This is a genomic window from Bacillus sp. AFS002410, assembly GCF_002556365.1.
GTDB lineage: Bacteria > Bacillota > Bacilli > Bacillales > Bacillaceae_G > Gottfriedia.
The window spans coordinates 75375-94497 of sequence record NZ_NUEU01000016.1 but is presented as its reverse complement, the minus strand read 5'-3'; the positions used below and the strand labels follow the sequence as shown (position 1 = coordinate 94497).

The window sequence follows — 19123 nt, the reverse complement described above, 5'->3', positions numbered from 1 at the left end:
GCTATCTCATTACAATCAGATGGATCTATAAAATTCACTTTTTATTTTTTTTTACATAAATTGGGTGTTCTTGAAAAAAATACAAAAAGGGATATTTATACTTTAGGAGGTTTGAAATGAGGAAACTAGTTTTCTTAAAGGGTCCGTTAATTTTTTGGATCGTTTTTATGAGCATTTTCTGTAATGTTCAACTCAATAATGTACAAGCTTTTACAAGCCAAGTGTTACAAATGGGTGCTACTGGAGAGGATGTTATTGAATTACAGTCTCGCTTGAAATACAACGGTTATTACACTAGTAAAGTAGATGGTGTCTTTGGATATAACACATACTGGGCCGTTAGAAACTTTCAAAACAACTTTGGGATGCCAGTTGATGGAATTGTAGGTGCAAAAACAAAAGCAATGCTAGTAAAGGCTACAAAATATGAAAGCTCCGGAAATACAGGTAATTCTGGAACAAATGTACCAAATGGTTATTCGCAAAATGATATTCAGCTAATGGCAAATGCAGTTTATGGAGAATCGCGTGGCGAACCGTATATCGGTCAAGTGGCTGTTGCAGCAGTTATTTTGAATCGCGTAAGTAATTCTTCATTTCCAAATACAGTTTCAGGTGTCATTTTTGAACCAGGTGCCTTCACTGCAGTATCTGATGGACAAATCTATTTAACACCAAATGAGACTGCAAAAAATGCAGTTTTAGATGCGGTAAATGGATGGGATCCAAGCGAAAATGCTCTATATTATTTTAATCCTGACACAGCGACTAGTGCTTGGATTTGGAGCCGGCCACAAATTAAGCAAATTGGTAGACATATATTTTGCCGATAAGAAAGGAGTGTTTGTATGATTAAAGAAGCTGCAATAGGCGTTTTAGCAGTAGGAATTTTAGGAACTTCATATTGGGGTTATACAGAGCATAAAGCTAAAAACGAAATTAAAGTTCAGGCAGAAAACAATTATCAACGTGCATTCCATGAATTGACTTATGAATTAGATTTATTACACGATAAAATTGGTGACACTTTGGCAATGAAGTCAAAGTCATCAATCTCACCAGCCCTCGTTGAAGTATGGGGTATTACCTCACAAGCTCATTCTAATGTGGGACAGCTGCCACTGCGACTTTTACCAATTAATAATACAGAAGAGTTTCTAACCGATATAGGTGATTTTAGCTATCGAACTGCAGTAAGAGATTTGGATAAAGAACCATTGACTGAAAACGAATACGCAAAGCTACAAAAATTATATGAGAACTCTGCTGATATACAAGGTGAGATTCGAAAAGTGCAGCATATGGTTTTTGAAAATAAACTGCGTTGGATGGATGTTGAACTCGCTTATGCAAAGGATCAAAATCCAAAAAATAACGCAATTATTGACGGATTTAAAACAGTCGAAAAGAATGTAATGACCTATTCGGATGCAAATACAGATCCTTCACTGACTGATTTTAAAGTAAATCGGTCAAACCTAGCGAATGTAAAGGGTGAAAAAGTAACAAAAGAACAAGCAATCGACATAGCCAAGAAATTTCTAGAATTAAATAGTACTGCACAAATAAAAGCTCAACTCACAGGCGAGAAATTAAAAGATCGATACTATACTTTAGAGATTAGGGAACCAAAAACAAATAGTGAAATTTGTATGGATATTACTGAAAAGGGAGGCTATCCTGTTTGGGTAATTGATAGTCGAGCTATAAAACCACAAAAAGTCGACTTGAATCAAGCTTCAATTAATGGCCTTAAATTTTTAGAAAGAAATAAATTCTCAAATATGGAGCTTACCGAAAGCTCACAATATGATACTGTCGGTGTATTTACTTATGTTTCAAAGCAGGATGGTGTCAGAATATATCCTGAATCCGTTACGATGAAGATAGCACTTGATGACGGAAGTATTGTTGGATTTTCATCAAGAAATTATTTATCAGCATTTGCGAAAAGAACGATTCCAAAGCCAAAAATATCAGTTGAACAGGCGCGAAATAATATCAATTCAAATATAAAAATAATGGAAGAGCGCAAAGCGATTATTTTAAATAAATTAAATCAAGAAGTGCTCTGCTATGAATTTGTTGGAATTAGAGGGAATGATACATATCAAGTATTTATTAATGCAGATACTGGTATGGAAGAGCAGATTAAAAAGCTAAATGTTCTTGTTGAGAACTATGACTGATTTAAGCAGTTGTCTGAAGTTCTCAGTAAGAGCCTTAAGTATAAGACTTATATCATTTAGAATGGAAATTTATAATTGACAATTTTAGTAAGGTACCTTATTATCTAACTTAATAAGGTACCTTACTTTTTTGAATGAAGTTATAATTTTTCAAAATACTATTTGGAGGAACTAGTATGAGCGAACTAAATGAGAATGATCTAATTGAACAATTTTTTAGACTTGAAAATCAACTTCGAAAATATTTAATTATTAAATCAAGAGAAAGCGGAGTATTACGCAACAAGCTTTTAGGTCAGGGACGTATATTGAGTTTACTAAAATTAAAACCAAAAACGACGCAAAAAGAACTATCTTATTTATTAGATATGAGACCGCAATCCTTGGGTGAGCTGCTAGGTAAACTTGAAAAGAAAGGGTATCTTACTCGTGAACCATTAGAAAATGATCGTCGTATATTGTCCATTCAGCTAACAGAAGCAGGATTAGAAGCAGCGAATGAAAACGAAAAACAACAAGATAAATTGCATGTTTTTGATATTCTTTCAGATGAAGAAAAATTTAGTTTTTCCGAGATCACTTTAAAGTTACTAGATGCATTAGAACAAGAATTGTCACAAAACGATGGTGAATATCGAAGAGTCAGAAGTCATGATGAAAGTGAGCTTGTTCAACGACTTCGTGGATCTAGAGACGAACATCCTCTTCGTAGATTTAAGCGTGAACATAGTCTTAGAAGCGCTAGACACGAACACGAATCAAGAGAATTCGAATCTGGCCAAGACCAAAGAGGATTTGAACAAGAACATGACCAAAGAGGTGTTGGACCAAGACATGGCCGAGATGGATTTAGAACGGGACGCGATCCACGTGGTTTTGGGCCAGGTGAATCCCCTCGCGGATATGGACCAGGTTTAGACCCACGTGAATTTAGACCACATGAAGACTCGCGTGGCTATGGGCGAGAACAAGCCCAACGCGTATTGAGACCCAAACATGACCCACATAATTACGAATTTAATCAAAGCAGTATGGAAAAAAATTCACTGGATCATGACGATGAAAACTCATAATAAGTAAAAGGAAATGGCTTTGTTATCTAGCCATTTTTTTTGTTCTTGAATAAGGCAAAGGCGGGAAGATGAAGAAGAGTAGTTGAAAAAGTCGAGGTACAAATAAGAACGATGAACGTGTAAATACATTTGTGAAAGGTGCAAATAAGTAATCAGGAACTGCAAATAAAGGTCGAAGTGCAAATAAAAAGAGCGAATCTGCAAACAAAATTAGCAAAACTGCAATTAAAAATAACAGAACTGCAAATAAGTTTCCTAGAATCCGATATTAGATAAGATAGAACCTATACCAGTAATGGTATCCGACCTTAATAATTGTTCAAAAGTAGATACACTAAAATGGAAAATCAATAAATTGCTCTAATTCTATCTAAATTGACTAGTAAAATGAAGAAATCTACTAAATATCGATAAATTTGAACTATAAAATCAAATCAAACTGAAAAACCTTTCTAAGATACCCTCCCATTTTCCTTCTAGACAAGCAAAGCGCAACAATTTTCTCGAGCGGGGCTACCTATCTGACAATTAAACTGACTTTTAATTTCTTTTTTTCTAACTTCCTATAGCCAACCACATCCAGCTTCCTTTACATGGAAAAATACTATTGATTAATTGGTCAGTTGATTTTTTAACAGTCTAAGAAAATGGTTTAGTGATCTAACCATTTCTTTTTTTATGAATAGTAGTTTTCGCATTTCTAGTTCAAAACACTAGTCAGTTTATTACGAATATGAGACTTTAGTTTTGATATCTGATCATCATAATCTTGTTAATTGAGTTTAGTAAGACAATCTACCCAAAGCATGAGTAGTGCTTAATTTGAAGCGACTTTACATGTAAAAGTCTATGGTTTCGATCAGTAAAAAAATTTTTTTATATTTGTCCTATTGTCCAAAATGGTGAATATATATTTCTTGAGATTAAAATTTTAGGGGAGAGAGGTAAGTTCGTAAGGTCTGCTTGTTAGTAGAAGTTTAATTGTGTTGTAAGCGTTTTCTTTAGAGAGAAGGGGGGATTTAATGAACATTTTATTATGTTGTGCTGCCGGTATGTCTACAAGTTTATTAGTTACAAAAATGGAAGCTGCTGCAAAGTCTGAAGGGATCGAAGCAAGGATTTGGGCAGTAAGTGCGAATGATGTTAAAAATCATCTTGATCAAGCAGACGTATTACTCGTAGGTCCCCAGGTAAGGTATCTACTCCCACAATTAAAGAAAGAAGGTTCACAAAAAGGAATTCCGGTTGATGCGATAAATCCTGTTCACTACGGGATGTGTAAAGGAGCAGAGGTCCTGAAATTTGCAATCGATTTAATAGGTTCATAATTTCATATAGGGGTGATTTGTAATGGCCAACTTTACTCAGATGTTGGAAGAGAAAGTAATGCCTGTTGCTGGTAAAATTGCGGGTCAACGACACTTGCAAGCATTACGTGATGGAATTATTTTAACGCTGCCTCTTATCATTGTCGGTTCTATTTTCTTAATTTTAGGCTTCTTACCTTTTGACAGTTATCCGGAATTTATGGCAAAAACGTTTGGTGCTGCTTGGCAAACAAAGCTGCTCTATCCGGTAAGTGCTTCGTTTGATATTATGGCGCTTATTGCAGGATTTGGTATCGCTTATCGACTTGCTGAACATTACAAAGTAGATGCATTAAATGCTGGTTCGATTTCAATTGCTTCGTTTATTTTATCAACACCATACTTCACAATGTTTACTCCTACTGGTGCAACTGCAGCAATCAAAGTAGGTGGAGTACTACCTATGGCGTTTTTAGGAAGTAAGGGTCTGTTTGTTGCTATCATTATTGCTTTATTCTCAACCGAAATTTATAGATGGGTAATTCAAAAGAATTTTGTCATTAAGATGCCGGATGGTGTACCACCAAGTGTAAGTAAGTCATTCGTTGCATTATTTCCAGCTTTTTTAGTTATTCTTTGCGTATGGATTATTCGTTTATTAATTGAACACACACACTACCAAACTTTACACAATGTTGTAGGTGATTTATTACAAGATCCACTTAGTAAACTTGGTGGATCATTAGCAGGTGCCTTAATAGCGGTATTATTAATTCAATTATTATGGTCAGTTGGTTTACATGGTGCGGCAATTGTTGGTGGCGTAATGGGTCCAGTATGGTTGGCATCAACTGATGCAAACCGTATGGCTTTACAAGCACACCATGCAATGCCAAACGTTGTTACACAACAATTCTTTGATATCTTCGTCTATATGGGCGGTTCTGGTGCAACTATTTGTTTTGCACTTATGATGCTACTATTTGCAAAGAGTCAGCATGCAAAGCAATTGGGAAGACTATCGATCGGTCCTGGTATCTTTAATATTAATGAGCCAATTACTTTCGGGGCGCCAGTAGTAATGAACCCATTACTTCTAGTTCCATTTATTTTGACTCCATTAGTTCTTGTTGTAACCACATATATAGGAATGAAGACCGGTTTTGCACCAAAAACTCACGGTATTGCCATTCCTTGGACGACTCCACCAATTATCGGCGGTTGGCTTGCAACTGGAGGTGACTGGAGAGGATCTGCAATGCAATTGATTAACCTAGTTATTGCATTCTTAATCTACTTCCCGTTCTTCAGAATGTGGGATAAACAAAACTTAAAAACTGAAAATAGTTCTACTAACTAAAAGGTCTTTCCCCAGACTGTTTACAAAATCAGTCTGGGTATCTTATTTATTATATTTTGTAAACACACTGGAAGCTTGCCCTGTGGCAGGCTCTTGGTATTGTTTTCTTCAAATCTATTAAAGGGTGTGATTCTAGTGACAAAGGAAGAGTTGTACAACCTATCTTTTCAACTAATATTGCATAGTGGAAATGCTAGGAGTCTAGCAATGGAGGCGATTTATACAGCTAAGGAGAAAAATTTTGATCTAGCGTTTGAAAAGCTTTCAGAGGCAGATCGTGAATTTAGTCATGCACATCGCTTTCAAACTCAATTGATTCAGGCAGAAGCTGGGGGAGAGGATTTTGATACTCCAATCCTATTAATCCATGCCCAAGATCATTTAATGACAGCAATGACGTTAAAGGATTTAGCGAGGGAAATTATTGAGCTGCGGCAAGAAGTTAACAACAAATAAAAGGAGGTTTACATAGTAATGAGTAAAACAATTAAAATTGCGACAATTGGTGGAGGTTCTAGTTATACTCCAGAGCTAGTAGAAGGATTTATTAAGCGGTACAACGAGCTTCCGTTACGAGAGCTATGGCTTGTAGATATTGAGGAAGGTAAGGAAAAATTAGAAATCGTTGGTCAATTAGCAAAGCGAATGTTTCAAAAGGCGGGTCTTCCTGTAGAAGTTCACTTGACGCTTGATCGTCGAGAAGCGCTTAAAGATGCTGATTTTGTAACAACTCAATTCCGCGTTGGTTTATTAGATGCAAGGGCAAAGGATGAAAGAATTCCATTAAAATACGGAGTACTTGGCCAAGAAACAAACGGACCAGGCGGTTTATTTAAAGGTTTAAGGACGATACCCATTATTTTAGATATTGTGAAGGATATGAAGGAGCTTTGTCCTAATGCCTGGTTAGTTAATTTTACAAATCCTGCAGGCATGGTTACTGAGGCTGTTCTTCGTTATACTGACCATCGAAAAGTTGTTGGTTTATGTAATGTTCCGATTGGAATGGAAATGGGAATTGCTAAATTATTAAACGTTGAGCATTCTCGTGTACGAATTGATTTTGCTGGATTAAATCATATGGTTTATGGATTAGATGTATTTGTTGATGGAGAAAGTGTAAAAGATCAAGTCATTGAACTTTTAACGAATCCGGAAAATTCTAGCTTTGTTAAAAATATTCAAGGCTATGGCTGGGAACCTGAGTTTCTTCGTGCGCTAAATGCACTACCTTGTCCATATCATAATTATTATTATAAAACTCGGGATATGGTTGAAAAAGATATTAAAAATGCTGAAACTGTCGGTACACGTGCTGAAGTTGTTAAAAAATTGGAAGACGATCTTTTTGAACTTTATAAAGATCCAAATCTATCAATTAAACCGCCACAGCTTGAAAAACGCGGGGGAGCATATTATAGTGATGCTGCTGTTCGTTTAATTTCTTCTATTTATAATGATAAAGGCGATATACAACCAGTTAACACAATGAATAATGGATCGATTGCTAGTATTCCAAATGACTCAGCAGTTGAGGTTAGTTGTGTCATTACTAAGGATGGTCCAAAGCCAATCGTAATGGGAGATTTACCTGTTTCTGTAAGAGGTCTTGTACAACAAATCAAATCATTTGAAAGAGTGGCATGTGAAGCAGCAGTCACTGGTGATTATGACTTAGCAATTCTAGCATTAACGATTAATCCTTTAGTCGCATCAGATAAAGTGGCCAAACAAATTGTTGATGAAATGCTAGAAGCTCATAAGAAACACTTACCTCAATTTTTTAAAGAGGTGAATGTCAATTGATAAAATTAATTGTTAACGCAGACGACTTTGGCTATTCAAGAGGGATTAATTATGGAATAATTGATGCGCACAAAAATGGAATTGTTAATTCAGCGACGATGATGATGAATATGCCTGGTGTAAGTCACGCAGTTGAGCTGGCTAAAGAAAACCCTGGGCTTCAAGTTGGGATCCATCTTGTTTTAACTTGTGGAAAACCTCTTTTACATGATGTTCCAACGCTTGTTAATGAAGAAGGAAATTTTAAAAGTAGGAGTGAATTCTTCGAGCATAAAAATATCTCCCTAGAAGAATTAGAAAGAGAATGGACTAAACAAATTGAAACATTCCTAGAATCAGGACTAAAACCAACACATTTTGATAGCCATCATCATGTTCATTCCATTCCTGAATTCTTACCAGTCGTACAGAAGTTATCGAAAAAATATAATTTAAGTGTAAGACGTATTTCGGAAAATGCCTTACATGGGGTAACCCCATTCACTGATGTTTTTCTTCACGGTTTTTATGGAGAAGGTGTAACTGAAGATTATTTTGAAAAGGTGTTAACTCATGTTCAAGATGGTCAATCAGTTGAAGTAATGTGTCACCCAGGTTATCTAGATCATGAAATTTTAAACAATTCCTCATATGCTAAAGATCGTGTAAAAGAAACGTTAGTTTTAACGGCTGTCAAATTACCTAAAGAAATTGTTTTACTATAATATAAAGTACTAAATAGTTTAATTGATTAGCATAAAGACCATCTTTTGGTGGGATTTATGCTTTTTTATTTCTATAATTTTATTAATTAGCGTTTTATAATCTTGGGAAAAAATGTAAGATGAAAATAGGATAGATATACATTATAATGAATATTAACAATATTAAAATAATATTTAAGGAAAATACTTATGAAAATAGGAAAAATCATTAATTACCATCGTAAAAAACACCAGATGACACAAGAACAATTATGTGATGGGATATGTTCCGTTTCTCATTTGAGTAAAATTGAGAATAACACAAAAGAAGTTAATATTGAAACTTTAAACCTACTATGCTTGAAATTAGGTATTTCAGTTGAAGATGAAAAAAATAAAGTAAATCGTTTGAAAATTAAACTACAAGAGTTTTATGATGCAATTGAACGATTACACCATAAAAAGGCAGATACTCTCTATTTAGAACTATCTAAATATAAGGAGTATGTCCAATATACGGAAATGCTATATGTATATGAATTATATATGTTAAGGTATATTTTGTTTTTAAATCAGCTAGATTTAGCAGAGAAATTAATTAATAATATAATGAAAAGCACGAGAATGTTTTCTGAATATGAATTATTTGTTTGGAATGTATTAAATGCAATTTTTAATCATAAAAAGGGTAACTATCAAAAAGCTTTAGAGTTACTAGATGAAGTAAATGATTTGAGAAAGCTTTATCGTGATGAAATTACAGAATATTATTATTTAAAATCCTTAATGCACTGTCAATTAGGACAATCTGCATTAGCGATCTATTTTGGTAATAAGGCCCTTGAAGTGTTTAAAAAAAGGAATAATATTATTAGAACATTAGATGTGAAAACAATTTTATCCATTCATTTAACTGAAACTGGTGAATACGAAAGAGCTGAAAATCTACTAAAAGAAATACTAGATGATGCGGAATTAATTCAAAACACAACAAATGTTGAAATGGCTTGGCATAATTTAGGGTATTTGTATGGTACTCAAAACCTTTCTGAAAAAGCGTTGGAGTGTTATTATAAATCACTTCCATTAATTGAGAAATATACTGAAGGGTATTATCTTACTATAGGAAATATTGCTAATCATTTACTAAAGCTACAAAAAAATGAACAAGTAATAGATCTATTAGAGCATGAACTAGAACTATTTAAAGATACAACAAGAGTAGAGTATGTGAAGTTAAAAGTACTATATTACGAAGCAAAAAGTGAAAAAGAGACATTAATTCACTATTTAATGAACGACGGCATTCCAATAATGGAGAAGCATGGTAATCGAATGAAGATACATGAATATAGTGAGCGAGTTGCTGAATATCAACAAGAGCAAGGCGACTTACTTTTAGCTAGTAAATATTTGAAAATTAGCTTGAAACAAATGAAAAAGACACATAATATGGGAGTTCTCAGATGAAAAAAATGATTAAAGTTATTAGCCTTTCCCTAATTATCGCAGTGCTTACGAATACTGGGATTCATACGATTCAAAGTCAGCATTTAACAAACAATGCATCATACGTAGCTGCAAATAAGACCGATGATGATCCAAAACCACCTGGAAGCTGATTTAGGTTACTAGAGTGAACCACAAGGAATAATTTCCTTGTGGTTTTTTATTTTACTTATAACGATATGAATGGGTTGTGTTGATTTATCAACGGATGTTAGTAATATATCAACGAGTTTTGATGATATATCAACGGGTCTCGCCAATATATCAACGAGTTCTACCAATATATCAACCAAGTTCACAACTTTATCAATATTGTTCAAATACTGTTCGTGTTTTTCATTCCTATGTCCAGATAAAAAGGGAAGTCTCAAATGATAACGAGACTTCCCAATTTTATTTATAAACTAACTGGTTTATTTGTATCCTTTTGATTGCGTTGTTTTTTAGATTTTCTAAAGTAAAGTAACTCGTATATAACTGGGATTACAATTAATGTTAATAATGTTGAAACAGTTAATCCGCCAATTACTACTACTGCAAGGCTTTGAGATACGAGGCTGCCGGTTTCAGCTTTTTTGAATAATAGTGGAAGCATTGCGCATATCGTAGCGACTGCAGTCATTAGGATTGGTCGAATTCGTGTGACGGCAGCGTCAACAATTGCTTCACGAAGTATCATTTGTTTTTCTTTTTGTTTTACGCGGTCTAGTAATACGATTGCGTTTGTTACGACAATTCCGATTAACATCAGTGCCCCTAATAAGGCAGTTGGTTCAACAGATATGCGACTAATGATTAATCCAAGTACAGCTCCAATTGCAGCTAAAGGTAAAGAACATAGGATCGCAATTGGTGCACGGAATGTTTTAAATGTGATAATCATGATTAGGAATACTAATCCAATTGAAACGAGCATGATCATATATAAATCTGAGAAATCTTGTGATTGCTGTGCAAGTGCACCACCAATATATACATTTACACCATCAGCGAGTTTCATTCCTTTTGATTTTTTGTCTCCGAATATAACTTTATTTAAATCTGCATTAATTTTTGAAAGTTTATCAGGTTTTACTTCGGCTGTAATACTTAAATACGGATCACCGTCTTTATGATATAGATTAGTAGGCTTTTCATCTACCTTTAATGCGGCAATTGATGATACTGGAACCATCCCTGTTTTCGTCATTATTGGGATTGATTTAAGATCCTCTGGGGTTTTAGGATTCAAAATTGGTTCAAGATAAACAACAGTCGGTTGCTGATCGATTGTAACTGAGCCAAGTGGAGTTCGATTCAACATAACAAATAACTGTTGTGATAACTGCTCTGCATTACCTTTTGAAGGATTAACCTCTAATGAATAAACAGTCTTTTTATCTTCTTCATTTGTTGTTACTTTTTTAATTCCATCAATATTTTTTATTTTATCTTTAATATTGCTAGCAGTGGCTTCTAAGTTATTTAAATTATTACCGATAATATCAATTGTAATTTGAGTTTGTGCACCGCCAAATAAACTAGATGCCATCGTATTTAATTCGGCATCGGCATAGTTAGATTTTTGTGTATTGATTTGTTTTACAATCTTGTCAGTAAGCTTTTTATCGTCAAGTGTAATTAAAAAGATTGCTTGCGTAGAAGAGCGAACATCTCCATATTTCGCAGCATCAGCCGTACTTCCCAATTGAGTATACACACCTTTTATGCCTTTTTGATTTAAAATGTAATTTTCTAATTTAAGAGTGTTTTCTTTTACTTTTTCAACTGGGGTATCACTAGGATACGTTAAAGTTGTTTGAACAAAGTCTGAAGATGAATTATCGGTCGCACCTTTTGGCATTGCGAAGTAAGTACCGATTGAGCCGACAAATAATAAAAATGAAACAACTACAATGACCCATTTATGATTTAATGACCAAGTAAGAATTTTTTTGTAACGCACTGATGGGTTGTGAGCTTTTAATTTAGCCTTTTTAAGGAAGAATGCACTTAGTAATGGTACGACAGTTAGTGCTACAAATAATGATGCTAATAAAGAGTAAGTAATTGTTAAAGCAAATGGAAGCATGAAGTCTTTAAGACCAGTGCTAATGACTCCGATTGGTAAAAATACCGCAACAGTCGTTAAAGTAGAGGCTGTAATTGCACTACCAACTTCTTTTGTTGCATCAATAATCATTTGAACTGAAAATTTTTCTGATTGAGTTTTTCTAAAAATATTCTCGATTACTACGATACTATCATCAACTAATCGACCTACTGCAACGGCTACTCCACCGAGCGTTAAAACATTCAGTGTAATCCCTGATTGAGCAAGTAAAAATAATGTTAAACATAGCGATAAAGGAATTGAAACAATTGTGATTAGCGTCGAGCGCACATTTCTTAAGAATAGCATGATCACAATTGTAGCAAATAAAGCACCAAGTAAAACCTCTTTAATCATTGCATGTACAGAAGCCTTAACCATATCTGATGTTGCGACCATGACATCTGAATTCATATTTTTATATTTTTTGTTTAAGTGTTTAGTAGCATCTCTAATATCCTTTGTAATACTCACTGCATTGGAATTACTATCCTTCGTTACGATTAATAATAATCCGTCTTTTCCATTGATTCTTGTTAGATTGTTTGAAGGCTTTTGCACTTCAACTGTTGCGATATCAGCTAATTTAACATTTTCTGAGACCATAAGATTTTTTACTTTATCGATATTATCTAAATTCCCAACAACTTTTATATTACTAGTTTTATCATTTATGATTCCTTCGCCAACTGATACGGAAGAATTTTGGCCACGAATGATCCCCATGATTGTTTCTAGTGATATTTTATTTTGTGCGAGCTTCGCATTATCAACTTTTACAGAAACAAAAGATTTTTCCGTTCCGTAAGTTTGAACGTCTGCTACACCTTTAATGTCTTTAAAATATGGAATAACTTTTTTGTTTGCGAAATCAATATTATTCGGACTTAAGCCGTCCTCGAACGTGATTGCAACATCTGCGATTGGAATCATTGAAGTGTTTAATTGAACGATTGTAGGTTTACTAACATTTTGAGGTAGTGTGAGATTACTTAAAGATTCTTGGACTTCTTGCTTAGCGTCCTTCATATTTGTTCCGGATTCATAATAGACATCGACTTTTGAAAAACCATTACTTGTACTTGAATAAATATGACTTTTACCTTTTACACCAGAGACAGCATTTTCGATTGGAGTTGTTACTTGATCCTCCATTGTTTTTGAATCAGTACCTTGGCCCATAACAATGACTGAGACGATTGGTTGGTCTGCAGCAGGTAGAAATTCCATTGGAAGCTTATTATAGCTGAGCACCCCAATTAACAAGATGAGAACGGATAGAAAGGTAATGGCGGCTTTATTATTAAAGGCCCATTTTGTAAACCAAGACATCAAACTTTTCCCCCTTTTATGGTAAAAATATCCAGTAACACACAAGTTGAATCGTAACATACTAAACTTGAAAATTAAATACATTTTATTTAGAATTTACAAAAAAAATAAAAGCATAATTCGACAATACAGAAGATAAAAGAGGTAAATGAACAAGTACATACCTTACTAAAATATGAGACAATTTGTCTTTTATACTTGTTTGATGATTTATGTAGATGATTTTAAAACTCAGTTTTATCAATTTCGTTGATGTTCCTAACTAACCAAGCGAATGGATAGTATAAAGAGTCCCCGAGATTATAGTTGAACGATTAACGAAAAAGAGCCATCATTGATAAAAGTTAAACGGAATTATTAAGCAAAGCTACTAGCTATCAATGGTGAATATAATGAACAGGTGAAAAAATGTTAAAATGAAATATTTGCCGTACGGGAGAAATATGAGGAGAAAATCTCAAAATTAATAAGATTAGTTGGATAATAAGGAAAAATAGAAAGCTATTAAAAAGCTGCCACTAAAATGGCAGCTTTTATTATTACTTTTTTAGACGATCGATTCAATTGTAGATTTAAATAAAACCCAACTAGCTCTTGAGAATATCAGACGATTGTTTTTTTGGCTTAGAAAGTCTTTCAAAAACCTCTAAACAAATGTATCCCGTGGCAGGTATTAGTATTAATAGAATAAATCCAACTGGACCACTAACAAATTTTGCGAAATATCCAGCTTTGGGAACTATCAATACTAGTTTACCAACGAGATTCTTAGAGGTGACAACATTGATATCTGCTGTATTGTTATTGTCCCCTTTTGTCACAAATCCAATCTTTCCTTTATTTTGTTTAATGGAGGCGACACGATGGGTAAAAAATTTTGATGGTGAATCTCTAAAAGTAATCACATCATTTACTTTTACATCTGCTGGCTTTGCCTTTTTAATAATGACTAAGTCACCAGCTTTAATGTATGGGTGCATACTGTTAGTTAACACGGTTAATGGGCTGACTCCAAAAATGGAGGGCATTTTCTCCGAATGTTTTTTTGATTGAAATGTGAAGTATAGCAAAAATACTATGACGAGTAAAATAATGATGAGAAAAATAATAGAAATGCTTTTCGATACAGTTTTAATCATGAGTTCCCCAACTTTCATTTGATATCAGAATATTCTTATAATCCCTCGTATTTCACCCCATTATAAGCTTTTGCTATTTTTTTTAAAACTGCAGAATATTGCCAAACGGTTTTCTTACTTTCAAAAATTAACGATATTAGCCTTTTTTGGGGTAATTACTATTGCTTTTTCATTTTTTATTATTTTTTAATAGGAAAATAGACTATAGGTATAAAGTTGTTTTTTCCATGAATAGCATCAAAAGAAAACAAAAATGAGAAATTTATCCTATAAATATTCAGGGAAATTGGCCCGCTTTATGATGATCCGATAAACCACGATTTACGAAAAATAGTGGCCTATTTACAATGTGAATAGAGTGAATATTCGTCCAATTTAGAAAACAAATCTAAGTAATCGAATAAAGACATCTAGAAAAATTATTGCTTCTTAGTTCACTAATAAAAAGGGAAATAAAGGAGGAGGAGAAAGGGAATGAAGAAAGGGAAATTTGGCCGTGTTTTGTTAGGATCTGCATTAACCGTTAGTTTAGTAGCAGCTTCGGGTGTTCCATTTAATGTGTTGGCGAGGGCTCAGGAAAAGGCAAAGGTTACGAATGCCGAAGAAATACTGAACAACTTAAGCGTTGAACAAAGAAAGGCACTTAAAGAGATTGAAGTAGGAACAGAATTTGTTATCGCGCCAGATATCAAAGTTAACAGTCCTGAAATGGTAAATGTCATTGTGGAATTCAAGCAAGAACCAGCACAAGTGGAAATGATGAAACAAATGGCTTCAGGAAAAAGAATGGTACTATCCTCTGCAAAGAATAAAGTAGAGGAATCTCATCAACAATTTAAAAAAGAATTTAATCAACTTAAAGGTTCAAAAACTACATTTAGTCAAAATTTAAACGAATCAAAGATTACTAGAGAATATAAAAATGCCTTTAATGGAGTAGCGGTAACAATGCCGGGTAATATGATTGAATCATTGGTGCAATCAGGTGTTGTTAAACGAGTATGGAACAATAAGGAGATTAAATTGGATCTCCCGAAAGACCAGCAAGAATTAAAGACAACAGCAATGTCAGGATCTGAAGATAGCAATAGCCAAATTGGCGTGGACAAGCTCCATAAAGAACAAATTACAGGGAAAGGCATTAAAGTAGGGGTAATTGATACTGGAGTCGACTATCATCATCCTGATTTAAAAGATGCATATAAAGGCGGATATGACTTTGTTGACAACGACAATGATCCAATGGAAACAACCTATGAAGATTGGAAAAAAACAAAGTATCCTGAAATAGACCCTAATTCTGGCGCACCTTATTATACTTCGCATGGGACGCACGTTTCGGGAACTATTGCTGGAGAAAAGAAAAATAATGTTGACCATGCAGTGGAAGGAGTCGCACCAGAAGCTGATCTTTATGTGTATCGTGTGCTAGGACCTTATGGAGGAGGTACTACAGATGCAGTTATTGCGGGAATTGATAAAGCGGTAAAAGATGGAATGGACGTAATCAATTTATCTCTTGGTGAAGGTATTAATGATGCCCTTTCTCCAACTTCAGTAGCTATTAATAATGCAATGCTTTCTGGAGTAGTTTCTGTGGTTGCAGCCGGAAATTCGGGGCAGGGTGAAAAAACAGTTGGCTCGCCAGGTACATCTGCATTTGCCATAACAGTTGGCGCAAGTGATTATTCACAAACGATTGCTACATATTCAGCGAGTGTGGGAAATGAAAAGTTTAATGAAATGAAATTACTAGGAAAGAACTTTACAGACAAGTTAGATGATTTAAAAGGAAAATCTTTCCCAGTTATTTATGTGGGGTTAGGAAAAAGTAGTGACTTTGCAGGAAAAGACTTAAAGGGTAAATTGGCTCTAATCCAACGCGGAGATATCGCGTTTGATGAAAAGATTCGTAATGCTAAGAACGCGGGAGCTAAGGCAATCATTGTATACAACAATGTAGATGGAGAGATTCCAACTTATTTGGGAGAAAGCACTAGTTATGTTCCAACCTTCCAACTTACAAAAGCAGAAGGAGAACGTTTAAAATCACTGGACGGTGGCTCCTTTACATTTGAAGAAATGAGCAGCGTGCATACAGAGGGAGATCATTTAGCAGACTTTAGCTCTCGTGGACCAGTTGAGAAGAACTATGATATTAAGCCTGACGTTGTTGCACCTGGAGTGGCGGTTTTTTCAACCTATCCAGAATATATGAATGACCCTGGAGATGGTGAAAATTACGATATCGCCTACACCCGTATGTCAGGAACTTCAATGGCGTCCCCTCATGTTGCTGGTTCAGCAGCTTTAATTTTACAAGTGCATCCAGAATATACACCATTTGAAGTGAAAGAAGCTTTGATGAATACAGCGGATGAGTTAAAAGAAAAGTATTCAGTAAATGAAGTAGGGGCAGGTCGTGTTGATACGTACGAGGCGGTTCACGCTAATACATCCATTAAAGTAATTGATAAAACAGAAAATAAGGATGGAAACCAAATCGTTGTAATTGATGAAGAGACAGGATCAATGGCGTTAGGCAGCCATTATCAAAAAGATAAGGATATAGATGAAGGCAGAAAAGTAGTGATTCAAAACAGAGATACGAAAGAAGCAAAAGAATTTAAAGTGGAAGTGGAATATTCGCCAGCAAAAGGAAATGTGAAGGATGCAGTGAAAAATGGTGTGAAGATGACGGCTCCATCATCTATCACGGTAACCGCTGGCCAATCAAAAGAAATTCAACCATCCATCCATGTTCCGATTAACGCTGAACCAGGAAGATATGAAGGATATATCCATTTTGTAAATGAAAAGGATGGAACTGAAAACTATCAGATACCATTTTCGATTCGCTACACAGATAAAGGGATTGACTATGCTGAATTAGATAGACAGGCAGTTGCAACGGATACAACGAAATTTCATCCGTACTTAAATCCATTCGTAAATGCAATATTTAAATTGAAGAGCCCGATGAAAACAATCGATATTATCATCAAGGACGGAAAAACGGGTCAGCCTGTTGGCTTCCTTGGTTCACTATATAATGCCGATAAAATTGTACCAGATTCAGAAAGATATATTTTATGGGCTTTTACAGGATCCGTTTATCCATTTACCAATGACCCAGCGAATCCTATAGCTAATAAACCTATTAGTTTGCCTGACGGTGATTATACATTTGAAATGATTGCTAAAGATAATGATGGAAAAACATATGTGAATGATGAAGTGATTATTGTGGATAATAAGCCACCGGAATTAACCTTCAAGGACTATAAACCAGGTTTCTACGAAGTGGATCAGTCAATGTACACGGATGAAGATGGCTTCCATGCTTTATGGGCACATGGTAATGTATATGACTCTACGATTGATCTATTAAAGTCTAAAGGTCTTAACTATGATCAAACTGCAAATTCGCTCTATTATTATCAAAATTCGGCATGGCCATCAGGAATCCTGCCTCTTCAACCTAACGGGGATTTCAAATTTGGGTTATTACCGGAAGAGGTTGAAACACCTGTAAATCTAAAACTATTCCCATTTGATCTAGCATCAGCAGCGAATCTTTTTGGCTATAATTATACATTTGTCAAAGAAGGAACAGAGTATGTATTACCAAGCTACAATAAGAAGAAAGTCAAACTAGGTGATACGATTACGATGACATTGAGTATCAATAATGTGAAAAAGCTTGTTTACGGAAAATATGGGGTTGAATATGCGAAAAATTTATATGAATTTAAAGATGTGGTGCTAAACAAAGCTTTTGAAAAATATGCAACTGACAACAAACTAAATGTTTCTCTAGATGTACCGACAATTAAAGATGATTTATGGACGAAAACAGTAAATGTTGGTGCATCCTTTGATCAAAAAGATTTTAAAGGCTTTGATGGTGATACTCCATTCCTTGATGTGACATTTAAAGTCATTAATGATGAAAGCTATGATGGAGTTGCAGCCATGAATGTAAATAAATTTATGTATACGAAAGTTGGAGAAACGAAGGAAACAACGATACCGGGATTCACAGATGAGCAGTTCTCAATCATCCCAAAGCATTCTATGGTACGTGGGTTTGTTAAGCCAGAAGCATTGAGTTCAAATGACACAACCAAAATCCATGCTAAAGTTTATGCAAAAGCAGGAAGTGGACAAGAATATGTAGGAACGATTGATAGATCCGGACAATATGAGATTCATGGAATTCCAGTTTCAACGAAAGATTATGATATTTATGTAGAAGTTCCTGGGCATTTAACTAGTAAGACAACTGTTAAGTTAAGTAAAGAAGTCGATGGAGAACTAGTAGGAGTAAGCAAGCGAACGTACACAGATCAGTTTCCTGCTGGCGATGTAAACGGGGATGAAGTGATTGATATTAATGACCTAGTTCAAGTTGCAGCATATTACGGTAAAAAACATGACAAAGAAGACATCAACCAGGACGGCATAGTAGATGAAAAAGATATTCGTTTTATTGAAACGAACTTCTTGAAAATAGGAGAAAATGCAAAGAAAAATGCAAAGACACAAGAAAAGCTTGGCAAAAAAGGATTAGAAGATATTTTACGCACTTTAAGTCTTGAGCCAAATAAAAAATAGAAAGCTAGAAGGGTTT

The 19123-nt window shown here is 34.7% G+C and carries 13 protein-coding genes; 11 read left to right on the top strand and 2 right to left on the bottom strand.

The features are described 5' to 3' along the window. The first annotated feature begins 116 nt into the window (after positions 1–116). The 10 genes from sleB to CN692_RS26145 all read left to right on the top strand — a co-directional run bounded on the left by sleB (position 117) and on the right by CN692_RS26145 (position 10040). Entirely contained in the window at positions 117–833 is a 717-nt protein-coding gene (gene sleB, locus CN692_RS11745; RefSeq protein WP_098119350.1) for a spore cortex-lytic enzyme, read from the top strand. 15 nt (positions 834–848) lie between these two features. Next, a complete protein-coding gene (gene ypeB / locus CN692_RS11740) occupies positions 849–2189 on the top strand; it encodes a germination protein YpeB (RefSeq protein ID WP_098119349.1) in 1341 nt (446 codons plus the stop codon). 176 nt (positions 2190–2365) lie between these two features. After that, positions 2366–3262, top strand: a complete 897-nt coding sequence (locus CN692_RS11735; RefSeq protein WP_098119348.1) for a MarR family winged helix-turn-helix transcriptional regulator — start codon at positions 2366–2368, stop codon at positions 3260–3262. A 1022-nt stretch (positions 3263–4284) separates the two neighbouring features. After that, positions 4285–4590, top strand: a complete 306-nt coding sequence (locus CN692_RS11730; RefSeq protein ID WP_098119347.1) for a PTS sugar transporter subunit IIB — start codon at positions 4285–4287, stop codon at positions 4588–4590. 22 nt (positions 4591–4612) lie between these two features. After that, a complete protein-coding gene (gene celB / locus CN692_RS11725) occupies positions 4613–5929 on the top strand; it encodes a PTS cellobiose transporter subunit IIC (protein ID WP_098119346.1) in 1317 nt (438 codons plus the stop codon). 135 nt (positions 5930–6064) lie between these two features. Beyond that, a complete protein-coding gene (locus CN692_RS11720) occupies positions 6065–6385 on the top strand; it encodes a PTS lactose/cellobiose transporter subunit IIA (RefSeq protein ID WP_098119345.1) in 321 nt (106 codons plus the stop codon). A gap of 18 nt (positions 6386–6403) precedes the next feature. Then, entirely contained in the window at positions 6404–7735 is a 1332-nt protein-coding gene (locus CN692_RS11715; protein WP_098119344.1) for a 6-phospho-beta-glucosidase, read from the top strand. Continuing rightward, the gene (gene chbG / locus CN692_RS11710; protein ID WP_098119343.1) at positions 7732–8439 is read left to right on the top strand and encodes a chitin disaccharide deacetylase; all 708 of its coding nucleotides are present in this window, start codon (positions 7732–7734) and stop codon (positions 8437–8439) included. The genes CN692_RS11715 and chbG overlap by 4 nt, the downstream gene beginning before the upstream one ends. Positions 8440–8628: 189 nt before the next feature. Further along, entirely contained in the window at positions 8629–9888 is a 1260-nt protein-coding gene (locus tag CN692_RS11705) for a helix-turn-helix domain-containing protein (protein ID WP_098119342.1), read from the top strand. Continuing rightward, complete coding sequence (locus CN692_RS26145; RefSeq protein WP_179874424.1) at positions 9885–10040, top strand: hypothetical protein; 156 nt, start codon at positions 9885–9887, stop codon at positions 10038–10040. The genes CN692_RS11705 and CN692_RS26145 overlap by 4 nt, the downstream gene beginning before the upstream one ends. A 284-nt stretch (positions 10041–10324) precedes the next feature. Here CN692_RS26145 and CN692_RS11695 read toward each other — a convergent pair whose 3' ends face one another. Together CN692_RS11695 and CN692_RS11690 are read right to left on the bottom strand one after the other, a co-directional pair. Next, entirely contained in the window at positions 10325–13351 is a 3027-nt protein-coding gene (locus CN692_RS11695; RefSeq protein WP_098119340.1) for an efflux RND transporter permease subunit, read from the bottom strand. Positions 13352–13938: 587 nt separating this feature from the next. Continuing rightward, positions 13939–14490: a signal peptidase I gene (locus CN692_RS11690; RefSeq protein ID WP_179874423.1), complete on the bottom strand. Its 552-nt coding sequence runs from the start codon at positions 14488–14490 to the stop codon at positions 13939–13941. Between the two features lie 474 nt (positions 14491–14964). Between CN692_RS11690 and CN692_RS11685 the strand changes: the two genes are divergently transcribed. Then, positions 14965–19107 (top strand): S8 family serine peptidase, encoded by a 4143-nt coding sequence (locus CN692_RS11685; protein ID WP_098119338.1) that lies wholly within the window; start codon positions 14965–14967, stop codon positions 19105–19107. Positions 19108–19123 lie beyond the last annotated feature (16 nt).

What these genes read in the sequence shown, in the direction of transcription:
- sleB (WP_098119350.1), top strand. Translation starts at nt 117, where the DNA reads ATGAGGAAACTAGTTTTCTTAAAGGGTCCGTTAATTTTTTGGATCGTT.
- ypeB (WP_098119349.1), top strand. Translation starts at nt 849, where the DNA reads ATGATTAAAGAAGCTGCAATAGGCGTTTTAGCAGTAGGAATTTTAGGA.
- CN692_RS11735 (WP_098119348.1), top strand. Translation starts at nt 2,366, where the DNA reads ATGAGCGAACTAAATGAGAATGATCTAATTGAACAATTTTTTAGACTT.
- CN692_RS11730 (WP_098119347.1), top strand. Translation starts at nt 4,285, where the DNA reads ATGAACATTTTATTATGTTGTGCTGCCGGTATGTCTACAAGTTTATTA.
- celB (WP_098119346.1), top strand. Translation starts at nt 4,613, where the DNA reads ATGGCCAACTTTACTCAGATGTTGGAAGAGAAAGTAATGCCTGTTGCT.
- CN692_RS11715 (WP_098119344.1), top strand. Translation starts at nt 6,404, where the DNA reads ATGAGTAAAACAATTAAAATTGCGACAATTGGTGGAGGTTCTAGTTAT.
- CN692_RS11705 (WP_098119342.1), top strand. Translation starts at nt 8,629, where the DNA reads ATGAAAATAGGAAAAATCATTAATTACCATCGTAAAAAACACCAGATG.
- CN692_RS26145 (WP_179874424.1), top strand. Translation starts at nt 9,885, where the DNA reads ATGAAAAAAATGATTAAAGTTATTAGCCTTTCCCTAATTATCGCAGTG.
- CN692_RS11695 (WP_098119340.1), bottom strand. Translation starts at nt 13,351, where the DNA reads ATGTCTTGGTTTACAAAATGGGCCTTTAATAATAAAGCCGCCATTACC.
- CN692_RS11690 (WP_179874423.1), bottom strand. Translation starts at nt 14,490, where the DNA reads ATGATTAAAACTGTATCGAAAAGCATTTCTATTATTTTTCTCATCATT.
- CN692_RS11685 (WP_098119338.1), top strand. Translation starts at nt 14,965, where the DNA reads ATGAAGAAAGGGAAATTTGGCCGTGTTTTGTTAGGATCTGCATTAACC.